This window comes from Chryseobacterium sp. HNCC26DJ240 (assembly GCF_057180485.1).
In genome coordinates this window covers 16786-38541 of record NZ_JBXUGK010000005.1, presented here as the reverse complement: position 1 = coordinate 38541, position 21756 = coordinate 16786, and the positions used below count along the sequence as shown (strand labels likewise).

At 34.2% G+C, this 21756-nt stretch carries 21 protein-coding genes; 17 read left to right on the top strand and 4 right to left on the bottom strand.

Annotated features, from left to right (window positions below; all coding sequences use genetic code 11):
* Nucleotides 1–36: 36 nt before the first annotated feature.
* Both AC2A1G_RS10765 and AC2A1G_RS10760 read right to left on the bottom strand, forming a co-directional pair.
* Complete coding sequence (locus AC2A1G_RS10765) at nt 37–453, bottom strand: VOC family protein (RefSeq protein WP_484046919.1); 417 nt, start codon at nt 451–453, stop codon at nt 37–39.
* Nucleotides 454–671: 218 nt separating this feature from the next.
* Entirely contained in the window at nt 672–2300 is a 1629-nt protein-coding gene (locus tag AC2A1G_RS10760; protein ID WP_484046918.1) for an NADP-dependent glyceraldehyde-3-phosphate dehydrogenase, read from the bottom strand.
* 202 nt (nt 2301–2502) lie between these two features.
* On the opposite strand from AC2A1G_RS10760, the gene tpx reads away from it, so the two are divergent.
* The 16 genes from tpx (at nt 2503) to AC2A1G_RS10680 (ending at nt 18496) form a co-directional block, all read left to right on the top strand.
* Nucleotides 2503–3000 carry a thiol peroxidase gene (tpx, locus tag AC2A1G_RS10755; protein WP_484046917.1) on the top strand — a complete coding sequence of 166 codons (498 nt, stop codon included), beginning with the start codon at nt 2503–2505 and terminating at the stop codon, nt 2998–3000.
* Nucleotides 3001–3087: 87 nt separating this feature from the next.
* Nucleotides 3088–5421: an adenylate/guanylate cyclase domain-containing protein gene (locus AC2A1G_RS10750; RefSeq protein WP_484046916.1), complete on the top strand. Its 2334-nt coding sequence runs from the start codon at nt 3088–3090 to the stop codon at nt 5419–5421.
* 147 nt (nt 5422–5568) lie between these two features.
* A complete protein-coding gene (locus AC2A1G_RS10745; RefSeq protein ID WP_484046915.1) occupies nt 5569–7572 on the top strand; it encodes an adenylate/guanylate cyclase domain-containing protein in 2004 nt (667 codons plus the stop codon).
* A gap of 12 nt (nt 7573–7584) precedes the next feature.
* On the top strand, nt 7585–9588 hold the full coding sequence (locus AC2A1G_RS10740) for an adenylate/guanylate cyclase domain-containing protein (RefSeq protein WP_484046914.1): 2004 nt from the start codon (nt 7585–7587) through the stop codon (nt 9586–9588).
* Between the two features lie 204 nt (nt 9589–9792).
* On the top strand, nt 9793–10377 hold the full coding sequence (locus AC2A1G_RS10735; RefSeq protein ID WP_267264514.1) for an HD domain-containing protein: 585 nt from the start codon (nt 9793–9795) through the stop codon (nt 10375–10377).
* Between the two features lie 7 nt (nt 10378–10384).
* The gene (locus tag AC2A1G_RS10730) at nt 10385–11263 is read left to right on the top strand and encodes a YitT family protein (protein WP_484046913.1); all 879 of its coding nucleotides are present in this window, start codon (nt 10385–10387) and stop codon (nt 11261–11263) included.
* Between the two features lie 53 nt (nt 11264–11316).
* Nucleotides 11317–11862 (top strand): GNAT family N-acetyltransferase, encoded by a 546-nt coding sequence (locus AC2A1G_RS10725; protein WP_484046912.1) that lies wholly within the window; start codon nt 11317–11319, stop codon nt 11860–11862.
* A gap of 265 nt (nt 11863–12127) precedes the next feature.
* Nucleotides 12128–13339: a DUF763 domain-containing protein gene (locus tag AC2A1G_RS10720; RefSeq protein ID WP_484046911.1), complete on the top strand. Its 1212-nt coding sequence runs from the start codon at nt 12128–12130 to the stop codon at nt 13337–13339.
* Nucleotides 13340–13608: 269 nt separating this feature from the next.
* On the top strand, nt 13609–14199 hold the full coding sequence (locus tag AC2A1G_RS10715) for a Crp/Fnr family transcriptional regulator (protein ID WP_484046910.1): 591 nt from the start codon (nt 13609–13611) through the stop codon (nt 14197–14199).
* A 77-nt stretch (nt 14200–14276) separates the two neighbouring features.
* Nucleotides 14277–14684: a VOC family protein gene (locus AC2A1G_RS10710; RefSeq protein WP_484046909.1), complete on the top strand. Its 408-nt coding sequence runs from the start codon at nt 14277–14279 to the stop codon at nt 14682–14684.
* Between the two features lie 85 nt (nt 14685–14769).
* Entirely contained in the window at nt 14770–15294 is a 525-nt protein-coding gene (locus tag AC2A1G_RS10705) for a DinB family protein (RefSeq protein ID WP_484046908.1), read from the top strand.
* 62 nt (nt 15295–15356) lie between these two features.
* On the top strand, nt 15357–15794 hold the full coding sequence (locus AC2A1G_RS10700; protein ID WP_484046907.1) for a VOC family protein: 438 nt from the start codon (nt 15357–15359) through the stop codon (nt 15792–15794).
* A gap of 76 nt (nt 15795–15870) precedes the next feature.
* Nucleotides 15871–16284 (top strand): SRPBCC family protein, encoded by a 414-nt coding sequence (locus AC2A1G_RS10695; RefSeq protein ID WP_484046906.1) that lies wholly within the window; start codon nt 15871–15873, stop codon nt 16282–16284.
* A gap of 158 nt (nt 16285–16442) precedes the next feature.
* Nucleotides 16443–17303, top strand: coding sequence for a VOC family protein (locus AC2A1G_RS10690; protein WP_484046905.1), 861 nt, complete (start codon nt 16443–16445; stop codon nt 17301–17303).
* Between the two features lie 252 nt (nt 17304–17555).
* Nucleotides 17556–17984, top strand: a complete 429-nt coding sequence (locus AC2A1G_RS10685; protein WP_484046904.1) for an SRPBCC family protein — start codon at nt 17556–17558, stop codon at nt 17982–17984.
* A 68-nt stretch (nt 17985–18052) separates the two neighbouring features.
* Entirely contained in the window at nt 18053–18496 is a 444-nt protein-coding gene (locus AC2A1G_RS10680) for an SRPBCC family protein (RefSeq protein WP_484046903.1), read from the top strand.
* A gap of 75 nt (nt 18497–18571) precedes the next feature.
* On the opposite strand, the gene AC2A1G_RS10675 is transcribed toward AC2A1G_RS10680, so the two are convergent.
* Both AC2A1G_RS10675 and AC2A1G_RS10670 read right to left on the bottom strand, forming a co-directional pair.
* Nucleotides 18572–19738 (bottom strand): iron-containing alcohol dehydrogenase, encoded by a 1167-nt coding sequence (locus AC2A1G_RS10675; RefSeq protein WP_484046902.1) that lies wholly within the window; start codon nt 19736–19738, stop codon nt 18572–18574.
* Between the two features lie 67 nt (nt 19739–19805).
* The gene (locus AC2A1G_RS10670) at nt 19806–20681 is read right to left on the bottom strand and encodes an AraC family transcriptional regulator (protein ID WP_484046901.1); all 876 of its coding nucleotides are present in this window, start codon (nt 20679–20681) and stop codon (nt 19806–19808) included.
* A gap of 496 nt (nt 20682–21177) precedes the next feature.
* Between AC2A1G_RS10670 and AC2A1G_RS10665 the strand changes: the two genes are divergently transcribed.
* Complete coding sequence (locus AC2A1G_RS10665) at nt 21178–21756, top strand: RNA polymerase sigma factor (RefSeq protein WP_484046900.1); 579 nt, start codon at nt 21178–21180, stop codon at nt 21754–21756.

The window sequence follows — 21756 nt, the reverse complement described above, 5'->3', positions numbered from 1 at the left end:
AGCCTAAAGGCTCGCCCGAATTTTTTTATTCCAATTTTACATTCCTTTCTCGACCAGTAAAACATTAAATTTATGTCCGTCTGGATCAGCAAAAACGCAGTAATAATAGCCATCATCCTGCCTTTTTGCTTCTTTATGAATTTTTCCTCCTGCGTTTGAAACTTTTACAGCCCATACATTCACTTCTTCCTCAGTTTCTGCAGAGATTGAGAAGATAATTTCATTACCATTTTGTGTATCGCATACTTTTCCATTCATTGCAAATTCCAATTGTTCTTTTTCGAAAAAGTGGATCACAAAATCAGATTCACCAAAGAAAAAGCTCACGAGTTTTGGTTTGTCAGAAGTTTTTACACCGGAATAATTTAATTTTAAACCTAAATCTGTGTAGAATTTTTCAGTTTTTTCAAGATTTTCTACGGCAAAATTTGCCCAGATCTGTTTGAATTTCATATTATTTTGGATTTTGATTATGTTGGATTGATGAACACAAAGTTCACAAAGTTTTAAAAAAAATAAAACTCTTCGTTTCACAGAGCCGCTAAAGCTTGTATAAGTTTTAGCGATTTTAATTTATTATCTCAGTGATCTTTTACAAATTTACGGCTCTGTGAACATTAAAAACATTTCGTAGGTAAAAATCTTAGTGCCCTTTGTGTTCAATTCTAATTTTAAAACAAATAATCCGTACTCAAAAAATTAGAATCATGGTCTCTCACAATCGTATTCAAAAGATTTTTGTTGGAATCTGTTGCTTTTGTAGCTACCAATGAGCGAATCGAGAACGAACGCAACGCATCAAACACCGACAAGGTTCCTTCCGCACTGTCCTTTCGTCCTGTAAATGGAAAAACATCAGGGCCACGCTGAGACTGACAGTTGATATTCACACGGCTTACCAGATTGACGAAAGAATCAATCAGTTTTGAAACTTCCAATGCGTCTTCGCTGAAAATACTCACCTGCATTCCGTGAGAGGCGTTGACTTGATAATCTATCGGTTCATCAATATTTTCAAACGGAATCACGGGAATTATCGGTCCGAACTGTTCTTCATGATACAGTTTCATATCAGAGTTTACCGGAAAAACGACCGAAGGAAATACAAAAGATTCTTCGGTGAAACCACCATTTTCATTTAAAATTTTTGCACCTTTATTTTGAGCGTCTTCAAGACATTCTTTCAGATAATCAGGCTTATTAACTTCGGGAAGCGGAGTGATTTTCACATCTTTTTCCCAAGGCAAACCGGCCTTCATTTCGCTGACAGCTTTGCTTAATTTTTGAGTAAATTCTTCGGCAACTTCTTTCTGAACGAAAATTAATTTTAAAGCGGTACATCTTTGTCCGTTAAAAGATAATGCTCCCAAAAGACATTCGCTAACGGCAACATCCAAATCTGCATTCTTCGTCACAATCGCTGCATTTTTGGCATCTAAACTCAAAATTGCCCTCAAACGATTCACTTTAGGATGTAATTTTTTCAGTCCGTTGGCTACTTTACTTGATCCGATAAAGGCAAGAACGTTTACTTTTCCGCTTTCCATAATTGGGGTGATGATTTCTGAACCTTTGCCATATAAAGTATTCACTGTACCTTTCGGAAAAGCTTCTTTGAAAGCATTCAGCAAAGGATAATGAGCTAACACACCATGTTTAGGAAGTTTAAACAAAATTGTATTCCCCATAATCAAAGCAGGAATTAATGTTGTGAAAATTTCGTTTAAAGGATAATTGAATGGTCCCATGCTCAAAACCACGCCAAGCGGTGCTCTTCTGATTTGTGCAATTGTTCCTTCGGCCTGTTGAAAACGGGAAGATTCACGGTCGAGATCTTTCAGAGCATCAATGGTTTGGTTGATGTAATCTACGGTTCTGTCAAATTCTTTTGTAGAATCAGGTAAAGTTTTTCCGATTTCCCACATCAGTAATTTTATTATAAGATCTCGCTGTTTAATCATCAGGTACACAAATTTCTGCATACATTTTATTCTGTTTTCTACAGACATGGTCGGCCACTCACCCAATCCGTTATCATAAGCTTTTACAGAGGCGTCAAGGACTTCCATCGCCTCTTTTACTCCAATATTTGGTATGCTGCCTAGCAGTTTTCTCTCTAAACCGTTTTCTGTACGGATGCAAACCGGAGAATAAATGTTCGTTGTTTCGCCATTCCAGGGGATAAGTTCACCGTTGAGAAGATATTCTTTCTGATGAATTTCTTCACTTTTAAATTCTTCAGGAATTTCGTTTTCACTTTTAAAAATCTGTCCGAATACTGATGCGTTTTCTGAATTCATAAATGATGTATTTTAATAGTTTGGAGTTTTGAATGATTAAAGTTAAGATGATTTTTTTAATTTTTAAAGATGATTATTAATTGATTTAGTCTATATTTAAATCGATTGCACAAAACTGTATTTTAAGATTTATTTAACCTTTATCAGAAAGAAAATATTTATGATTTGATTAAATTTGAGGGAACATTTAAAAATAAAATTTATGTCTACAATTACGTTTAAAGGAAACCCGATAAATACAATAGGAAGCCTTCCTGAAGTTGGAAAAGATGCTCAGGAATTTACAATGGTATCTTCAGATTTATCTGAAAAAAATCTTGCAGATTATACTGGGAAAAGAGTTGTCTTAAATATTTTTCCGAGCATTGATACAGGAATTTGTGCAGCTTCAGCAAGAAAATTCAATGAGGAAGCTTCAACGCTTGATAATACAGTTGTGATCAATGTTTCAAGAGATTTGCCTTTTGCTTTGTCAAGATTTTGTGCAGCAGAAGGTTTAAATAATGTGGAAACGTTATCAGATTTCAGAGGGAACTTCGGTGAAGATTATGGAGTGACGCTTTCAGATTCTCCTTTAAAAGGACTTTTAAGCCGAGCTGTAGTTGTGTTGGATGAAAAAGCTAAAGTAATCTACACAGAGCAAGTTCCAGAAATCGGACAAGAACCTAATTATGAAGCTGCTATTGCTTCTTTGAAGTAAATAAATTTATTTCTCATCAATTTGAATCATTCTGTTGTTTAACGGAATGATTTTTTTATTTTTGTGCATCAACGTAATAGCTACTCATTGAAAAATAAATTTACCTCTTTTGCAATAATCTGTTTTTTCTTTTTAGGAAATGCAGTTTTTGAAGCGCAAGAATCTGTAGGGATTTTAGAACTCAAAAAGAAATTATCTTTAACAAAAAGCGACAGAGAAAAAGCTAAAATTTATGTTGATCTCGGAAATTTATACATAGATAACAAGATTGTTGATAGTGCAATAACGTATTCTAAATTAGGCTTACCTTTTTATGAAAGATTAAACGATACTGAACAAATTGGAAGAACAAATCTTTTTATCGGTGGTTTGTTTCTGGAAAAAATGGATTTTGTAAATAGTGAAAGATATTTACTAGAAGGCGAAAAGTATCTCAATAAAACTGAAAATTACGACAAAAGAGCGTGGGCTTACTTTTTACTTGCTACGATAAATTCTGTTAATAAGAAAAATAAAGCTGCTAATGATTATTGTAACCAAATCTTAAATCTGTATAATCAAAAGAAAATTAAAGATAAAAAAGTAGTTTTGGCGGCTTATCAAAGATTGTTTCAAAATAACTTTTTACAAGATAATGTTGTGGACAGCTACAAATCTCTGAATACATACATTGAGTTTACAAGAAGTAATTATCCGGATAATTTATATGAAGCGTATTTTTTCGCAGGGACTTTCTATCTTTCAAATAAAGATTATAAAAAATCATTAGATTATTATCAGAGAGCACTTGAAACTGGAAAGAAAAATAAAAACGAACAACAGATTGCGACTTCTAAAATGTTGATAGGTAATATTTACTCTGAAACAAAGCAATATGAACAAGCAAAGTTGTTATTAAATGATGCTAAAAATTATTTTGAAAACCATCAATTAAATGATAGTTCAAAGCTTGTTTATTACTATTTTTCGGATATAAATTATAAACAGAAAGATTATACAACTGCTCTGTTCTACATTAATAAAGCTTTGAAATTAACTAAAGAAAATGATCCAATGTATCATTACTTTACGCACCAAAAAGGACTGATTGATTTAAAAACTCTAATTGATGACGATGTAGATTTTAATCAAAACGTAACAAAAACACAGGAGCTTCAAAAACTTATAAATAAACAGTCTGAAAATTTAGAGTATTTTTTGAATTTGAAAACAGTGGTATCAGCTGAAGTTTTTATTCAAAATTACGAGATTCTTCAGGAAGCCTATGAAAAGCTAGGCGATTATAAAAAGTCTTTATTTTATCTGAAAAAGGCAAAAGATAAAAAGGAAGAGACGTATGGTCTTGATAACATGAGAAATCTTTCAGAGATACAATCAAAAACTGAAATAGACAACGAAAGAGCCAGAATAAAACTCGAAGAAGAAACCAAACGCATCCAGCTTCAAAAAGAAATCGAATTAAAAGCACTACGTTTTGAGTATGAAAAAAAACAGGCAGCTGCAAAAACAGAAGAAGAAAGAAAAAGATTGGCGCTTGAAGAAGATTTAAAAAGAAAGGAAATTCAGATTAAATTTGATGAAGAGCAAAAAGCTGTTGCATTAAAGTACGATCAGGAAAAAAGTATTGCAAAAATCAATCAGGAGAAAAAAGACGCCCTCGCAAAAGCCGACTTAGAAAGCTCGAAAACCGAAAAAAATATGTGGGCGATTGGAGCGGGACTTTCAATATTATTATTGGGATTTGCAGGGTTTTCTTATAATCAAAAGCGTAAAGACAACAAAAAAATAGCAGAAGAAAAAAAGAAATCTGATGATTTACTGCTCAATATTCTTCCTTTTGAAGTTGCTGAAGAATTAAAAGAAAAAGGAAAAACAAACGCAAAACATTTCGACCAGGTTTCAGTTTTATTTACAGATTTTGTCAATTTTACGGCAAATTCAGAAAGGATAGGTGTTCAGGAGGTTTTGAATGAACTTAATATTTGCTTTACAGAATTCGACAGAATTATGGAAAAGTATAATTTAGAAAAAATAAAAACCATTGGTGATGCTTATTTAGCGGTAAGCGGATTACCGGTTTCCAACGAGCAACACGCAAAAAATGCAGTGAATGCAAGCTTGGAAATCCTTTCATATATTCAACAGAGAAAAAAAGACAATCCCAATGCTTTGGATATCAGAATAGGAATTCATTCCGGACCTGTGATTGCGGGAATTGTCGGTGTGAAAAAATTTGCATACGATATTTGGGGAGACACTGTAAATACTGCGGCAAGAATGGAACAAAACAGTTCTTTAGGAAAATTAAATGTTTCTGAAGCGACCTATAATTTAATCAAAAATGATTTCACTTTTGAATATCGAGGTAAAATAGAGACTAAAGGTAAAGGTGCATTGGAAATGTATTTTGTAAATTCTTAAAACCTAAGATTTTGAGAGAAAATATAATTTTTGCTTTCATGATATTTAAGAATTTTTCTTTTGCAGATAATTCTTTGAAAACCCATAAAAATGATGGGCTTTTTTAATATCTTGCAATAAATATTCTCATTTGATGCTATCATTTCCATGAAATACATAAAAAACATTTATTTATTATTTTTAATTCTGTTCTCACTGTTTTTTCAGGCTCAAATAAAGACTGAAAATTCATGCAGTGTTACAATAAATGATAAATTCTTTAAGGAAAATCAATACATCCGACTCGATAAACCTTGGAAATTTAAAATTGGAGATAATAAAATCTGGGCAAATAAAAATTTGGATGATTCGAAATGGGAAAATTCGCTTACTGATGAATTCATAAATTCAAAACTTCAAGAGAAAACTTCAAAAGATATTGTTTGGCTAAGAACAGTAATCTGCATAGATTCTACTGCAGAGCATCAACCTCTAGCTTTGGAATTTAGAAGTGGTGCTGCGATGGATATTTATTGGGATGGAAAGTTTATCAAGCGATACGGGAAATTTGCAAAAGAAGGAGAAGAACCCCAATACGTAAATCCCACTCTTCCTCTTATCTTAAATGGCGGTGCTGCAGGTGCTCATTTACTTGCAGTTAGATACGAAAATATTGAACCTTTTGCTGAGCAGGTAATACACGGATTTCAAATTTCTATTTCAAATCCCAATTCGACTGTAGCAGTAATGATGAGGCAAATTCTTATGAGGGGAGTACTTATTGAAGGTATTGCTTTTATATTTTTAACGTTATTTTTGATTCATTTTCTCTCTTTTTTATTTTATAGGAAAGATCGTTCAAATCTGCTGTTTTCCTTATTTAATCTTGGGATGTCTGTATTTTTACTAGCATGGTTTTTCTCCTATGAAACAGAAGATATTAAAACGAATGTGCAACTTGGTTACATGAGTTCTTTTGCAGGTTTGTTTGCAGCAGTTTTTTTAAGTGTGATGCTTAATAGTCTTTTTGGTAAAATCGGATTAAGATTTAAAATTCTAGCTGCTTTATCGGTAATTTTATGTTTTTTTATGGCATTTCCTAGTATCGGAGAAGACTTTGAAAAACCGTTATATATTTTCGTTATAACATCGGTCTGTTTAGAAGCTTTATATCTTGTTATTCGGGCCATTATTAAAAAAATACCGGGGTCAATAATAATTGGCGTTGGTTTGCTTTTTTTCTTTATCATTTTGATTGGTACAATATTATATTTAATTTATTCAGGCGGTAATTTAGAGGTCAATCCAGGAAATAGTTTTGGTGAAATGTCTGTTTTCATCATTTTCATCATTTTTATTTTTAGTCTGCCATTTACGCTTTCTGCTTTTCTGGCATGGCGTTCTGCCAATGATAATAAGAATCTTAACTTACAGATTGAGCAGGTGAAAAACCTGTCTTATGAAAAACAACAGATTCTTCAAAATCAAAATGATTTGCTCGAAAATCAGGTGAATGAAAGAACTCAGGAGTTACAAAAAGAAAAACAGAAAACGGAAGATCTTTTATTGAATATTCTTCCTCATGAAGTTGCTGAAGAGTTAAAAGAAAAAGGAAGTTCAGAAGCCAAATATTACGATGAGGTTACCGTAATATTTACTGATTTCGTTAATTTTACTCAAAGTTCTGAAAGATTGGGAGCTGAAAAAATGTTAACCGAACTGAACGAATGTTTCACTGAGTTCGACAGAATTATGGAGAAATACAATTTGGAAAAGATAAAAACCATTGGAGATGCTTATCTCGCAGTAAGTGGTTTACCGGTTACCAATGAAGAGCATGCCAAAAATGCGGTGAATGCAGGTTTGGAAATTCTTTCTTATATTCAGCAAAGGAAAATTGATAACCCAAATGCTTTGGATATCAGAATCGGAATTCATTCAGGATCTGTGATTGCCGGAATTGTTGGGGTTAAAAAATTCGCTTACGATATTTGGGGAGATACTGTAAATACGGCTGCCAGAATGGAACAGAACGGCCGTTCGGGAAGATTGAATATTTCAGAAGCAACTTATCATCTGGTTCAAAATGATTTTACTTTTGAACATAGAGGAAAAATAGAAACCAAAGGAAAAGGTGCGATGGATATGTATTTTGTAAATCCGTTAAATTAAATTTTAAGAATTTTGAAAAAAAATATACTTTTTACATTTTTAGTTTTCATTGCAACGCAGACTTTTTATTTTGCCCAGAATTCTCCTGAAAAACCAAGTGTTTTTACTGCAAAAGATGTACAGCACGGAGCAGAAATTGATGAACAGAGTAAATTCATTGCTGGCGACAATCCTGCTTTTGCTCAGCCGAAATATGATGATTCTGCCTGGAAACATACCGACATCAGTTCAAAAAAATCTTACACTAAAGATCAGGTCTATTGGGTTCGGTACTATTTTAAAATAGATTCAACGTTACTCAATAAATCGTTATGTTTTGATATAAAACAAATCGGAGCTTCAGAGATTTTTCTGAATGGCAAAAAAATCGAAACAATTGGGAAAATAGGAAAAGAAAACGTTAGGAAATTTGTTATGAAAAATAATGTTCCAGAAATTTTTTCCTTAAATAACACAGATGTCAACGTTTTAGCCATCCGTTTTTTACCGATTGTGGGCAAAGAGAAGATGGTCATCAACTACAGTCCATCAACTTTGGATGTAGAATTGGCTTCTGCCAACGAGTTTTTTGACGAAAAAGTGGAAATGACTGAGGGTTTCAATTTTCTAACCATGCTTATTTGTGGGGTTTTTACCGCATTAGGTTTTATTCATTTGCTTTTATTTTTATTTTACAGAAAAGCGATTTACAATCTGTATTTCTCAACGTATAACCTTTCTATTGGTTTGCTCAGCTACATGATTTTATCGTTTTACGAAATATCGGATCCTGCTGACTTAAATACCTACGGTTTCCTTACTTTTCTTTCTATACTGGTTTTTGGCGCATCGCTCACAGGATTTGTCAATACATTGTTCGGAAGAACGAAACTCAGACTCAAAATTATGCTTATCACTGCAGCATCTTTAGTGCTTCTGTACTATTTCAGTGCTAAAGCATCTATAGGTTTTGTTGTCTTTTACATATTTTTTGTGTGGTTTGAGTCTCTATATCTCATCATCAGAGCTATGATACGAAGAGAAAAATCTGCGTTCATCGTTGGTGGTGGAATTCTTACATTTTTTGCAATCATCATTCTCATCATCATTTTTAATATTTTGGATTCTTTAAATATCGGTGTTCCGGATGTATTGTCAAGCGATGAATTTGGTTTGTCTCTGCTGGTTGTCATTATTGTAAGCTTTCCAATTTCCATTTCGGCTTATTTGGGATGGCAGTTTGCTTCAACGAATTTAAGTTTAGTAAAACAGTTAGATGAAGTCAACCGTCTTTCAGATGTCAATTTAAAACAGGAACAGGAAAAACAGCAGATTCTTCAGGATCAAAATGATTTACTTGAAAAACAGGTCGACGAAAGAACTTTTGAACTACAAAAGGAAAAACAGAAAACAGAAAATTTATTGCTGAATATTCTTCCGCATGAAGTTGCCGAAGAGTTAAAAGAAAATGGTAGCTCTGAAGCTAAATATTATGATGAAGTAACCGTTTTATTTACTGATTTTGTTAATTTTACCCAAAGTTCAGAGAAAATGGGAGCCGAAAAAATGTTGGTTGAGCTCAACGAATGTTTTACTGCTTTTGATATGATCATGGAAAAGCATGGTTTAGAAAAAATAAAAACCATTGGCGATGCTTATTTAGCAGTTTGTGGTTTACCGATGAAGAATGAATGCCACGCTTATCAAACAGCATTGGTAGCTTTGGATATTATTGATTTTATTGAAGAAAGGAAAAAGATAAATCCTAATACTTTAGATATCAGAATCGGAATCAATTCTGGTTCTTTGATTGCAGGAATTGTCGGCGTGAAAAAATTCGCTTACGATATTTGGGGTGACACCGTAAATACCGCTGCAAGAATGGAACAAAACAGTGAAAAAGGAAAAATAAATATCTCAGAATCTACTTATCAATTGGTAAAAGAAAAAATAAACTGCGAATACAGAGGGAAAATTCACACCAAAGGAAAAGGCGATATGGATATGTATTTTGCATTAGGAACTATAAACGATTAACAGCAAAAGCCACAAAAGAGATTTTTTATTTTAAAAGTTTTGCAATTTAAATAGCGGTCAGACAAAAGATGTAATTCTAAATTGTTGTCTTTGCTAAGTGAAACGCCTTTGCGAACGAAGAATATACAGAACAATATTTAAAAAAATCTTTGCGTTCTTTGCGTTAAAATTAACATCATATAAACACATTTTCTATTTTAAAATATGGAATACGAAAAATTAAATAAAATAATATTAAAAAGACTCAAAGAAAATCTTCCTGAGCACCTTTCTTATCACAGCGTTATGCACGTAAAGGACGTCATCGATTCAGTTGAAAAAATTGCGAAATCTGAAAACGTGAATGATGAAGACCTATTGTTGCTGAAAACAGCAGCTTTATTTCATGATACCGGATTTTTGTACGGTTCAAAAGAACATGAGGCAAAATCTTGCGAAATTGCGGAAGAATATCTTTCAGATCATGGTTATTCTCAGGAACAGATTGAGAAAATCAAAGGAATGATTATGGCAACAAAAATTCCTCAGACGCCCCACAATCATTTAGAGCAAATTTTAGCCGATGCCGATCTGGATTATTTGGGTAGAAAAGATTTCTTTGTGATTGGCGATAAATTATTCGAAGAACTTTCCATGTTTGGAATCGTGAATTCTGAACGTGACTGGAATTTATTACAGGAGAAATTCCTTGAAAGTCATCATTATTTTACGGAAACAGCAATCAATAGCAGAAACCAAAAAAAACAGGATAACCTGGATATTATTAAAACAAAACTAAAAAACTACTGATCATCTTATGAGCTCAGCAACCAAACATGGCCCGCTATTTACGCTATCAGATATTATTTATCTGGTTTTAGGTGTGATTTCAGCGAGTTTTGCTCTAAAATCTTTTCTCGTTCCCAACCACTTTTTAGATGGTGGCGTTACCGGAATTTCACTTTTATTACACGAAGTTTATCATTGGAATCTTGGTGTCATTTTATTGGTTTTAAATATTCCTTTTCTGATTTTGGCTTACTTTCAAATCGGAAAACATTTTGCAATTAGAAGTTTTCTGACGATTTTATTAATTATTGTAACCATTTCTTTCGTTCCTTTTCCGGAAATGACACATGATAAATTACTAGTCGCAATGTTTGGCGGATTTTTCATGGGAATCGGAATCGGACTTTCGATGCGTGGAGGCGGAACTTTCGACGGAATGGAAGTTTTAGCCTTATTAACATTCAAAAAAAGCAGTTTCAGCATTACTGAGATTATTTTGGGAATGAATGTTATCATTTTCATCATCGCTGCAGTTTTCTTAAAAGTGGAAACGGCTTTATATGCAATAATGACGTATTTAGTGGCAAGTCAGATAACTAAATATGTTATTGAAGGAATTGAAGCTTACACTGGCGTAACCATCGTTTCCGGAAATAGTGAAGAAATCAAAAAAGCTTTGGTTTTAACGATGAATAAAGGAATTACCGTTTACAGAGGTGAAAGAGGTTTTATGAAAGAATCTTTTGAGCAAAGTCAGAATGCGGATATTATTTTTACCATTGTAACAAGATTGGAAGTAAGAAAATTACAGAATATCGTTCGTGCAATTGATCCGAAAGCTTTTATTTTCACCCAAACCGTAAGAGAGCCTCAAGGCGGAATTGTAAAGGAAATTGTGAAGCATTAAAAACTTAGACCTTGAGAATTTTTTCAAGGTTTTTTTATTTAAATAGAAATCTGATGAAAGACACAGAAGAATATATATTTACTTCTCAAAGGCTTGGATTTAGAAATTGGAAATCAACTGATATCGAAAAATTATTTGAAATAAATTCCGACAAAAGAGTCATGGAGTTTTTTCCAAAGGTTGCCACGAAAGAACAGACCATCGATTTCGTTGAAAGAATGAAAACTCAATTTTTGAACAGAGGATTTTGCTATTTTGCAGTTGACAAACTTGAAAATAATGAATTTATTGGTTTTATCGGTCTTTCTGAACAAACATTTGAATCAGGATTCACACCTTGTATAGATATTGGCTGGAGAATAAAATTCAGCGAATGGAATAAAGGATTTGCTACAGAAGGTGCAAAACGATGTCTCGAATATGCTTTTAATGACTTGAAACTTGAAAATATATACTCAATCGCTCCGAAAATAAATCTAAAATCTGAACAAATCATGGTAAAAATAGGTTTAAAAAAACAGTACGAATTTGAACACCCTTTACTGTTGAATGATTCTCGGTTAAGAGATTGTATTTTATACAAAACAGAAAAAAATTAATAATTATTCTTTATTTAGTTGTGGTGTAAAACTTTTGTGTTCTTTGCTAAGTGAAATCGAAGATTCGACGGAGTCAAAAGCCTTTGCGAACTTAAAAAACAGTTAGTAGTAAAAAATTCTTTGCGAACTTTGCGTTAAAAAATAAAATATGCTTAAAGTCTTATGAATTTCGTTCGTAAGGCTTTAATTTTGCCTTAACCTTAACCTTAACCTTAACCTTAACCTTAACCTTAACCTTAACCTTAACCTTAACCTTAACCTTAAAATGAAACGCTCCGGAACCGCTACATTACCCCTTCACTACGGCAAAGTACCACCTTGGCTGTACGAAAGAATGGCCACACTCGGACTTTCAATTGTTGAAGTAATGTTGGCAGATTATGGAAAAAATGAAGTCCTTCGCAGATTAGCAGATCCGTTTTGGTTTCAAAGCTTTGGTGCTGTGATGGGAATGGATTGGCATTCTTCAGGTATTACGACTTCCGTTATGGGAGCTTTAAAACGTTCCATCAATCCGAAATCTAAAGAGTTAGGAATTTATATTTGTGGCGGAAAAGGTAGGTTTTCAAAAGAAACTCCAAACGAGCTTTTAGTTATTGCTGATAAAACCGGTTTAGACGGAAACGCTTTGGTTCGTGCAAGCAAACTCTCTGCGAAAGTTGATAATACGGCGATTCAGGATGGATATCAACTGTATCTCCATAATTTTATTTTATCTGATGAAGGAAGCTGGTCGGTCGTACAACAAGGAATGAACGATTCTGATGGAACCGCACGTCGTTATCATTGGCATTCCGAAAACATGGAATCTTTTGTCGATGAACCACACAAAGGAATTCAAGGAATTAACCGTGGAAATATTTTAAATTTAACCGCTCACGAAGCCCAAGAAAACCGAAAAGGAATTTTAGAAATTTCTCACACCAATTCAGAAAAAATCATGCAGGATTTTGCGAATCTTATATTGCCAAATCATCATGACGTTCGTGCTTCAGATGTCGATTTAAAAAAACTTGGAACATTGTTGTATATGACCAGGGAAAACCAGCCTGAGAATTTCGAAGAATTATTATTGCTGAAAGGAGTCGGTCCAAGAACTTTGCAAAGTCTGGCTTTGGTAAGTGAAGTGATTCACGGTGCACCTTCAAGATTCAGAGATCCAGCGAGATTTTCTTTTGCCAATGGCGGAAAAGATGGTCATCCGTTTCCCGTTCCTATCAATGTTTACGATGAAACCATTTCTATTTTACAAAAAGGAATTGAAAAATCGAAGCTCGGAAATTCAGATAAATTACAGTCGATTAATAAGCTTCATACAATTATTTCTGATGCTGAAAAAAACTTTACACCAGATTTTGACATCAATGATGTGATTGAAGAAGAGAGGCAAAACTCCTGGCGTTTCGGTGGGAAAACAGTTTTTGGTGACGCAGAAAAACCCGTTCCTTCAAAACCGATTCAGCTTTCTCTGTTTTAAATATTGACTTAGGAAACGGAGACGTTAAGAAGATTAGAATTTAATCCGTAAAAAAATTCCCACTGTTTGAGCACGTGATAAATTAGAATGAAAACACGAATCGTGAATCGTGCGAGTTTTGGGGATTTTAGGAGTAAATTTTAATTTTTAGTCGGAGTTTCCAGTCTTGAATTTTTGGTTCTTTTGCTTCAAGGCAAAAGAACTAGTAATATTTCACTTTCAATTCCAATAAAAATTCTATTTTTAAGTTCGATTAAAACAGAACTAAAATGACGAATAAAGCCTTAGAAATTTGCTATGATTTTCCTTTTTTCTTAGATGAAGAACTTCAGGAAGTCTTTCAGGCACACGAAAAAGTGTTTTTTCATAAAGGTGATTTTATTTTAGAAGAAGGAAAAACAGCCAACGAATATTATATTCTCGAAAAAGGTTTAGCCCGCTCTTTTGTTAATGATTTTAACGGAAACGAAGTAACTACACACTTTTTCGTAGAAAATGAAATTATTATCGAAGTTTCCTCACTGTTTCAAAGAATTCCGACGCAGGAAAATATTATCTGTATCACAGATTGCGAATGTTGGAAAATAGATTTTGAGACTTTTCAGGAACTATATCATAAAATCCAGAATTTGAGCGAGTGGGGAAGAGCATGGATGTCTCAAGAACTTTTCGCTTACAAACAGCGTTCAGTGGAAATGTTTACCCTTTCTGCAACTAAGCGTTACCTTAATCTTTTAGAGCAAAAACCTCATGTCATACAGTTTGCTCCATTGAAGCAAATCGCTTCTTATCTGGGTGTGACAGACACTTCTTTAAGCAGAATCCGAAAAGAATTGGTTTCGCATCCCAAGAAAATTTAAATCTTGTCTTATGACAAGTTGATTTTCATGACGACTTGGTAATTTTGGTTTAAAGATTAATCTTAAAATTTACAGACATGAAAATCAATCAAGTTTACATCAATCTTCCTGTAAAAGATATTCCAAAAACAAGGGAATTCTGGACGAATTTGGGTTTCCCGATTAACGAAAATATTTCCGATGAAAGAGCGGTGTGTTTTATTTTGGGCGATAACATCTGCGTGATGTTTATTACTGAAGAATATTTTATGACTTTTTCTGAAAGACCTCTGCCAAAAGGTGATACCACTCAAGTTTTAGTTGCCCTTAGCGTTGATAGTCGGGAAGAAGTTGATCAGATTGTCAACGCCGCAGTTGCCAATGGAGCCACTCAACACGAAGAGCCACAGGATTATGGCTGGATGTATCAAAACTCATTCTGGGACATCAACGGTCACGGCTGGAACGTGACTTTTGCGGACATGTCTCAAATGCCGACTGAGTAAGAATACCTCTCGCAGATTTAGCAGATTTTTTAGCTAATCTCCGCAAATTTCAAATTTCAAACCTCAAATCTCAAATCAAACATTTATGGACAAACCAAAATCACAAAAATTAGACATCATCATTCCTGCGTTTCGCGGTCACAGTCAGAATTTTCTGATGGTTCTCGATGGAATTTCTGAGGAAGATACTTTGAAAAGAATTGAAGGCAGAACCAACCATATCATTTGGATGGTAGGGAACTTTCTCGATATGCGCTACGCAATGGGAAATGTGCTTGGCTTGGAAGAGGAATTTGAATTCAAACAATATTTCTCTGAAGGGAAAGCTTTGGATGAAAGCTTTAAATATCCTACACTTGAGCAACTCAAAAAAAGTTTTCATCACATTTCTCCGTTGGTTTACAGTAAATTATTGGAAGCTACTGATGAAGATTTAGACAAAGACTTTCCAATGGGAATGAACATCGATTTCTTCCCCGAAAACGTTCTCAATTTTGTCGGAATGTGTATCGGACGTGAAGATTATCTTTCCGGACAAATTGGTTTGATGCGCAGAATCTTCAACTACGAAGGCATGAAATATGACTTTGACGAAAATATGAAATACTAAATCAGCTCCAACTAAAAACTAAACTAATTCTTAATCTAAACATTAATCTAAAAATTAAAATTATGCCTAAATTAAATCCATACTTAAATTTCGACGGTAAAGCAGAAGAAGCTTTTACGTTTTACAAAACTGTTTTCGGTGGCGAATTTGTTGGCGGAATTCACAAAATGGGTAACGCTCCCGGTACCGAAAATCTTTCAGACGACGAGAAAAACAGAGTGATGCACATCGCCCTTCCGGTGGGTGGCGACCTGTTGATGGCTTCGGATATTGTGCCGTCATTCGGACAAAACTTAACGGTTGGAAACAGCAATTATGTTTCTATTTTCCCCGATTCCAGGGAAGACGCCGATAGAATTTTCAAAGCACTTTCCGAAGGCGGAAATATTGAAATGCCGTTGGAAGACCAATTTTGGGGCGATTACTTCGGAAGTTTTCAGGATAAATTCGGAGTCTACTGGATGATCAATTTTTCTACCGACCAAGGTTACGAAGGATAAAAAATTAACTTTATATTTAACGGATGAAAGGGTAGCTGCAAAGTTGCCCTTCTTTTAACTTTAAAAAAACAAGAAAATGGAAAAAATAAAAATTGACATCACGATTTTAGCACCTGTAGAAAAAGTTTGGGATTATTATAACGAGCCTGAACATATTGTAAAATGGAATTTTGCACATGAAAGTTGGCAGTGTCCAAAATCTGAAAATGACTTGAGAGTCGGCGGAAAATTCAAAAACAGAATGGAAGCAAAAGACGGAAGTTTTGGATTTGATTTTGTTGGGATTTATGATGAAGTGATTAAAAATGAACTGATAAAATACCACATGGAAGACGGCAGAAACGTAGAAATCATTTTTGAAAAGGTAGATGAAAATACCACAAAAGTGAAAATAAGTTTCGATCCGGAAACTCAGAATTCTTTAGAAATGCAACGTGAAGGATGGTATGCGATTTTGAATAATTTTCACAAACATGTGGAAAATAATTAAGTTTTAATCACGACTTTTCTTTCTTGGGCGCCTTTATCCGCCCTCCGTTCCCGCTTTTTTGTGCCGTTGCTTTACCCTTGGCCTACAAAAAGAGCTCCACTCAGGTCGGGGCGCGTGCAATTCGACGTTTAAAATATATATTTAAAAAAATTACAATTATGAACAACAACATATTCCCATGCCTTTGGTACAACGAAGATGCGAAAGAATCAGCTGACTTTTACTGCAAAGTTTTTGGCGGAAAAATTACTGCAGACACTCCCGTCGTTTTAAATATTGAACTTTTCGGACAGAAACTCATGCTACTGAATGGTGGCCCACAATTCGAGAAAAATGCATCTATCTCATTTATGGTTTTATGCGAAACGGAGGACGAAGTTCAAAATTATTGGAATCAATTATCAAATGACGGAATCGTTTTGATGGAACTTGGCGAATATCCATGGAGCAAAAAATATGGTTGGGTTCGGGACAGATTTGGCGTGACCTGGCAACTTTATTTAGGTGAAAAACAAGGCGAACAAAAAATTGTTCCCACATTGATGTTCATTCATCAAAACAATGGAAAAGCCTTGGGAGCTATGGAATTGTACACTGAAATTTTCCCGAATTCTAAAATCGGGGGAGTTTTAAAATACGGAGAAGGCGTGGGCGACGAAAATCATGAGGTTCCTGAAAACGTACAGCACGCCCATTTTGAAATCGATGGCTACAGTTTTTACTGTATGGATAATTCTTACGACCATCAATTTGATTTCAATGAAGGAATTTCAATCGTCGTGATGACCCATAATCAGGAAGAAACCGACCATTTATGGAATTCGTTAACCCAAAATGGAGGCAGAGAAAGCATGTGTGGCTGGCTGAAAGATCCGTTTGGAGTAAGCTGGCAAATCGTCCCAAAAAGATTGATAGAATTGATGGGCGATCCCGACCAGTTGAAAGCTAAAAAAGTTGTTCAGGCAATGATGAAAATGCAGAAAATTGTGATTGAAGATTTGGAAGAGGCGGCGAGTTAAGAGCCAAGGGAAAAGTAAAAAGAACCAAGTGAAAATATAGTGAGCAAGTGGACGGGATTTGTTTTAAACAATGCTACGTAACTCCGAAGGAATTGAACAACAGTAGCCGTGGGTGAAAACCATGGTATCCTGAAAATAATTTTCGGCTTGCTGTTTGTAACTGTTTTCAGATAACGTAAGTCTAAATCTTACGCTTAACCTTAACGCTTAACGCTTAGCTTTAGCCTTAACCTTAATCTCAACCTAAAAAATATGGAACTTTTAAAATTTGAAATAACAATAGATGCAGCTCCCGAAAAAGTGTGGAGCGTGCTTTGGGACGAGTTTTCTTATCGTCAGTGGACATCAGCTTTCTGTGAAGGATCTTTTTACATCGGGACTTTGGAAGAAGACAGTAAAGTACAGTTTTTAGATCCCGATAACAATGGAATGTTCAGTAAAGTAGTAAAAAATATTCCCGGAAAAGAAATGGTATTTCTACATTTAGGTGAAATCTACAGCGGTATTGAAACCCCGATGGATTGGGGAGATGCCACAGAATCTTATTTTCTTGAGGAAACCGAAGATTCTACCAAACTGAGAATGGAAGTTAATAGTTCAGAAGAATTTAAAAGCTTTTTTGAAGAAAAAATTCCGCTGGCAATTCAGAATGTGAAACATCTGTCTGAAAATCAACTGTAATTATACAAATTGATTTGTGTAATTTGTGCATGAAAAATTATGATTTATTTTAAATTAAAAACAAAAATATGGAAACTTTAGATTACGAAATCATCATCAATGCCCCAAAAGAAAAGGTTTGGGACGTTCTTTTTGGACGTGAAACTTACAGTGAATGGACTCAGTTTTTCAGTCCGGGTTCGCAGATGAAAACAGATTGGGAAGTCGGCGGAAAAACCTATTTTGTAAATCCTGAAGGTGCAGGAATGGTTTCTACCATCGACAGTTTGGAAAAACCTGATCAGGTTATTTTTAAACATTTGGGAATGGTGGACAAAGATGGAGTAGAAGACACCGAAAGCATGGAAATCAAACAATGGAGCGGTTGTTTTGAAAAGTATATTCTCATTGATTACGATGGTAAAACAAAACTTCATACAGAAGTTCAGGTAGAAAAAGACTGGAAAGAACATATCAACAATGGCTTTGTTAAAGGCTTGGAAGTTGTAAAAAAACTATCGGAGACGAATTAATTTAGTCTTATTCAAATAGAAAACAGGAAATCAATTCGACTTCCTGTTTTTTATTTTAAAATTAAAACCTTAAAATTATGCTACAACAACTTCTTCAGCATACACAACACCTTCATAACAAGCGTTGTAAATAGCTTTCAATTCTTCCAAAGTCGGAACTCTCGGATTGAAACCTGTACAAGGATCAACCAAAGCATTGTTAGCGATGTAATCAAGATTTTTATCCCAATCTTCTCTTGAAATTCCAAATTCCTTGATTGCAGATTGATTATTAACTTCAGAACGCAAAGTTTCAATAGCCTGAGCCAATTCTTCTGTCGTTTCTTTACCAATTACTCTCGCTAAATCCGGAAAACGATCTGTTGCAGCCGAGTTATAACGAATAACATTCGGAAGGAAAATCGCATTAGAAGCACCATGAGGAATTCCGTACAAAGCACCAACCTGATGAGATAAAGAGTGTACGATTCCTAACCAAGCATTGTTGAACGCCAAACCTGCCATAAATGAAGCATCGTGCATATTTTGACGGGCCACAATATTGTCCGGATTTGCTACCGCTTCTTTTAAATTATCAAAAACAATCTCTAAACCTCCTTTTGATAGGGCATCAGCGATATTATTGTCGATATTCGAAACATAAGCTTCCACACAATGGGTCAAAGCATCAAGACCGGTATTTGAAGTAACATGAGCTGGCATTGAAGCACAGATTTCGCCGTCGATAATTGCAATATCTGGGGTTAATTCGTAAGAAACAACCGGATATTTTACACCTTTTTCTCTGTCTGTAATCACCGCAAGACCCGTAGTTTCAGTTCCTGTTCCGCTTGTAGAAGGAATTGCAATAAATTTCGCTTTGTTTCTTAAAACCGGAACTGTAAAAGGTTTGATTAAAGCATCAAATTCTACATCAGGATATTCATAGAAAACCCACATAATTTTTGCAGCATCGATTGCTGAACAACCTCCTAAACCGATGATCCATTCAGGTTGGAAACCCTGAATCATTTCAGCTCCTTTTGCGCAAGTTTCAGATGAAGGATCTTCTTCTACACCCTCGAAAATTTTAGTTTCAATTCCAGCTTCTGCAAGATAAGCAACTGCTTTATCCAGCGTTCCGCTTTTTCTCATTGAGCTTCCTCCTGTAACGATTACGGCTTTTGTACCTTTGATATTTTTTAATTCTTCAAGAGTTCCTGCACCGTGGAAAACCTCTCCTGCAATAAATAATTTGCTCATTTTTTATCTAAATTTTTGATGAAGCAAAATTAGATAAGCCAAAACGGGTAATGTTATACAAACAGGACTATGCGTTATACATTTGAGCCAACTCCTGCTGAAGTTCAGTCGGTGTTTCTTTAAGTTTAGCTTTTACAAATTTGTTGAGTGCAGAAGGAGAATTAAAACCAAGATCAAAAGCAATTTCTTTATGAGACAAATCAGAAAACATCAGCTGTCGTTTTATTTCCATTAAAATTCTATTGTGAATTGCCTGAATCGCCGTTTCTCCGCAATGTTTTTTTGTAATTGAATTTAATTTTTTTGTCGTAATTGCCAATTCTTCGGCATAATATTGAACAGTTCTGTATTGCTTGTAATGTTCGTTTAATAGTTTTTTAAATCGAACATATGTAGGTTTATCAGCCGTTTCTTTGTGCAAAATAGGATGCAGGCCATGCACAGATTCTATTAAACCTAAAAGAAAAATTTTAATCTGAAATCTTGCCTGTTCTTTTTTTATCAAACTTGGATTTTCATAAATTCCTTTGATGATTTTGATGGCATTTAAGCTTTGTTCAAAATCTTCTCGGGATAAAATAGTACAATTCAATTGTGTGGAAAGGTTGACATTGTAGGTACTCAATTCATTTTTCAGAATATCAGAACAGAATAATATTTCTTCAAACAAGATGATTTTTCCTTTTAAATCTTCACTAAAATCAGAGATAAATTGAACCTGTTCAGGAAACACAACGGAAATTTTTCCTGCTTTTAAATGATGAACTTTGTCTTCTATATGAAGCTGTAAAGTTCCGTTTTCGATAACAATAATAAAGAAATGGTCTTTTTTGTGAGGTTTAAAATACTCTTTTAAACTTTCCTCATTCAAATCAAAAACTCTGAAAGAAAGATTTTTATCTTCCAGCTTTTGAATATTTTTTTTGATTTCCAGTTTCTTCATTGTTCCCATTTCTATCCTTTGTTTAAAAACGAAGCGACAAATTTAAACTAAAACAACCTGATTTTCCAAAACCGATTTATTGCGAAATTTAATCATTGATATGAGCTGGTTTTAATTCATCTTCGAAAAACAATTTTTGTTTCAATTTAAATTATGCTTTTTAAAGAGATAATTTTTAAAATTGTATTTCTTTCTTAAATGAAATGCCATTGTTTATCTTAATAGCAGTATTTAATACAAAAACTTTGTCTCTCTTTGCCATTAATAAACGCAAGGATATACAGGGAATTTTAAAAGTATACTTAAATAGCAAGTTAAACAAAGCCGTTTGATTTTGTCTAATCTGTGGATTTCACTTAACTTAGAAATACAAAAATTTAAAATCTGTAACAAATGATTTTAGATAAAAACCTTATGAATAAAAGAAAATTCAGAAATTCAAAAAAATAAATTAAATTTATTAAAGTAAAACAAAAACCACAATCGTCATAGCAATATGGAGATTGCCGAGAAAATAACAATGCCACAGAAGGAGAAAGAAAATATCATCTCGCAGACCGTATCGAATTACGGCGGAAAACTGATGTCTTTCATTCGTCCGAAAGTGAAAAATACCGAAGATGCGGAGGATATTCTGCAGGAGGTTTGGTATCAGTTCAGCAGTTTGACCAATCTTTCTGAAATTGTAAATGTCGGCGGATGGCTGTATCGCGTCACTTCCAACAAAATCATCGATAAATACCGAAAAAAGAAGACTGAAAACCTGGAAGATTTTGTCTACGAAGATGAAGATGGTTCGTTTTCTATAAAAGATATTTTGCTGTTGGATGAAAGCGCCGGTCCGGATGTGAAAATGTTTCAGGATGAAATTTGGAAAAAACTGTTTGAAGCTCTGGAAGAACTTCCCGAAAAACAGAAACTTGTCTATATGGAAAATGAACTGAACGATAAAACGCTACAGGAAATTGCCGATGAACAGGGAGAAAACATAAAAACCATCATCAGCAGAAAAAATTATGCTGTAAAGCATTTGAGAAACAGATTAAGACAGTTGTACGAAGATTTAAATAATTAG

Coding starts and splice junctions, on each gene's coding strand:
- AC2A1G_RS10685 (WP_484046904.1), top strand. CDS start 17,556: ATGGAACTTTTAAAATTTGAAATAACAATAGATGCAGCTCCCGAAAAA.
- AC2A1G_RS10730 (WP_484046913.1), top strand. CDS start 10,385: ATGAGCTCAGCAACCAAACATGGCCCGCTATTTACGCTATCAGATATT.
- AC2A1G_RS10710 (WP_484046909.1), top strand. CDS start 14,277: ATGAAAATCAATCAAGTTTACATCAATCTTCCTGTAAAAGATATTCCA.
- AC2A1G_RS10705 (WP_484046908.1), top strand. CDS start 14,770: ATGGACAAACCAAAATCACAAAAATTAGACATCATCATTCCTGCGTTT.
- AC2A1G_RS10725 (WP_484046912.1), top strand. CDS start 11,317: ATGAAAGACACAGAAGAATATATATTTACTTCTCAAAGGCTTGGATTT.
- tpx (WP_484046917.1), top strand. CDS start 2,503: ATGTCTACAATTACGTTTAAAGGAAACCCGATAAATACAATAGGAAGC.
- AC2A1G_RS10695 (WP_484046906.1), top strand. CDS start 15,871: ATGGAAAAAATAAAAATTGACATCACGATTTTAGCACCTGTAGAAAAA.
- AC2A1G_RS10665 (WP_484046900.1), top strand. CDS start 21,178: ATGGAGATTGCCGAGAAAATAACAATGCCACAGAAGGAGAAAGAAAAT.
- AC2A1G_RS10735 (WP_267264514.1), top strand. CDS start 9,793: ATGGAATACGAAAAATTAAATAAAATAATATTAAAAAGACTCAAAGAA.
- AC2A1G_RS10760 (WP_484046918.1), bottom strand. CDS start 2,300: ATGAATTCAGAAAACGCATCAGTATTCGGACAGATTTTTAAAAGTGAA.
- AC2A1G_RS10720 (WP_484046911.1), top strand. CDS start 12,128: ATGAAACGCTCCGGAACCGCTACATTACCCCTTCACTACGGCAAAGTA.
- AC2A1G_RS10765 (WP_484046919.1), bottom strand. CDS start 453: ATGAAATTCAAACAGATCTGGGCAAATTTTGCCGTAGAAAATCTTGAA.
- AC2A1G_RS10690 (WP_484046905.1), top strand. CDS start 16,443: ATGAACAACAACATATTCCCATGCCTTTGGTACAACGAAGATGCGAAA.
- AC2A1G_RS10680 (WP_484046903.1), top strand. CDS start 18,053: ATGGAAACTTTAGATTACGAAATCATCATCAATGCCCCAAAAGAAAAG.
- AC2A1G_RS10715 (WP_484046910.1), top strand. CDS start 13,609: ATGACGAATAAAGCCTTAGAAATTTGCTATGATTTTCCTTTTTTCTTA.
- AC2A1G_RS10670 (WP_484046901.1), bottom strand. CDS start 20,681: ATGAAGAAACTGGAAATCAAAAAAAATATTCAAAAGCTGGAAGATAAA.
- AC2A1G_RS10700 (WP_484046907.1), top strand. CDS start 15,357: ATGCCTAAATTAAATCCATACTTAAATTTCGACGGTAAAGCAGAAGAA.
- AC2A1G_RS10745 (WP_484046915.1), top strand. CDS start 5,569: ATGAAATACATAAAAAACATTTATTTATTATTTTTAATTCTGTTCTCA.
- AC2A1G_RS10675 (WP_484046902.1), bottom strand. CDS start 19,738: ATGAGCAAATTATTTATTGCAGGAGAGGTTTTCCACGGTGCAGGAACT.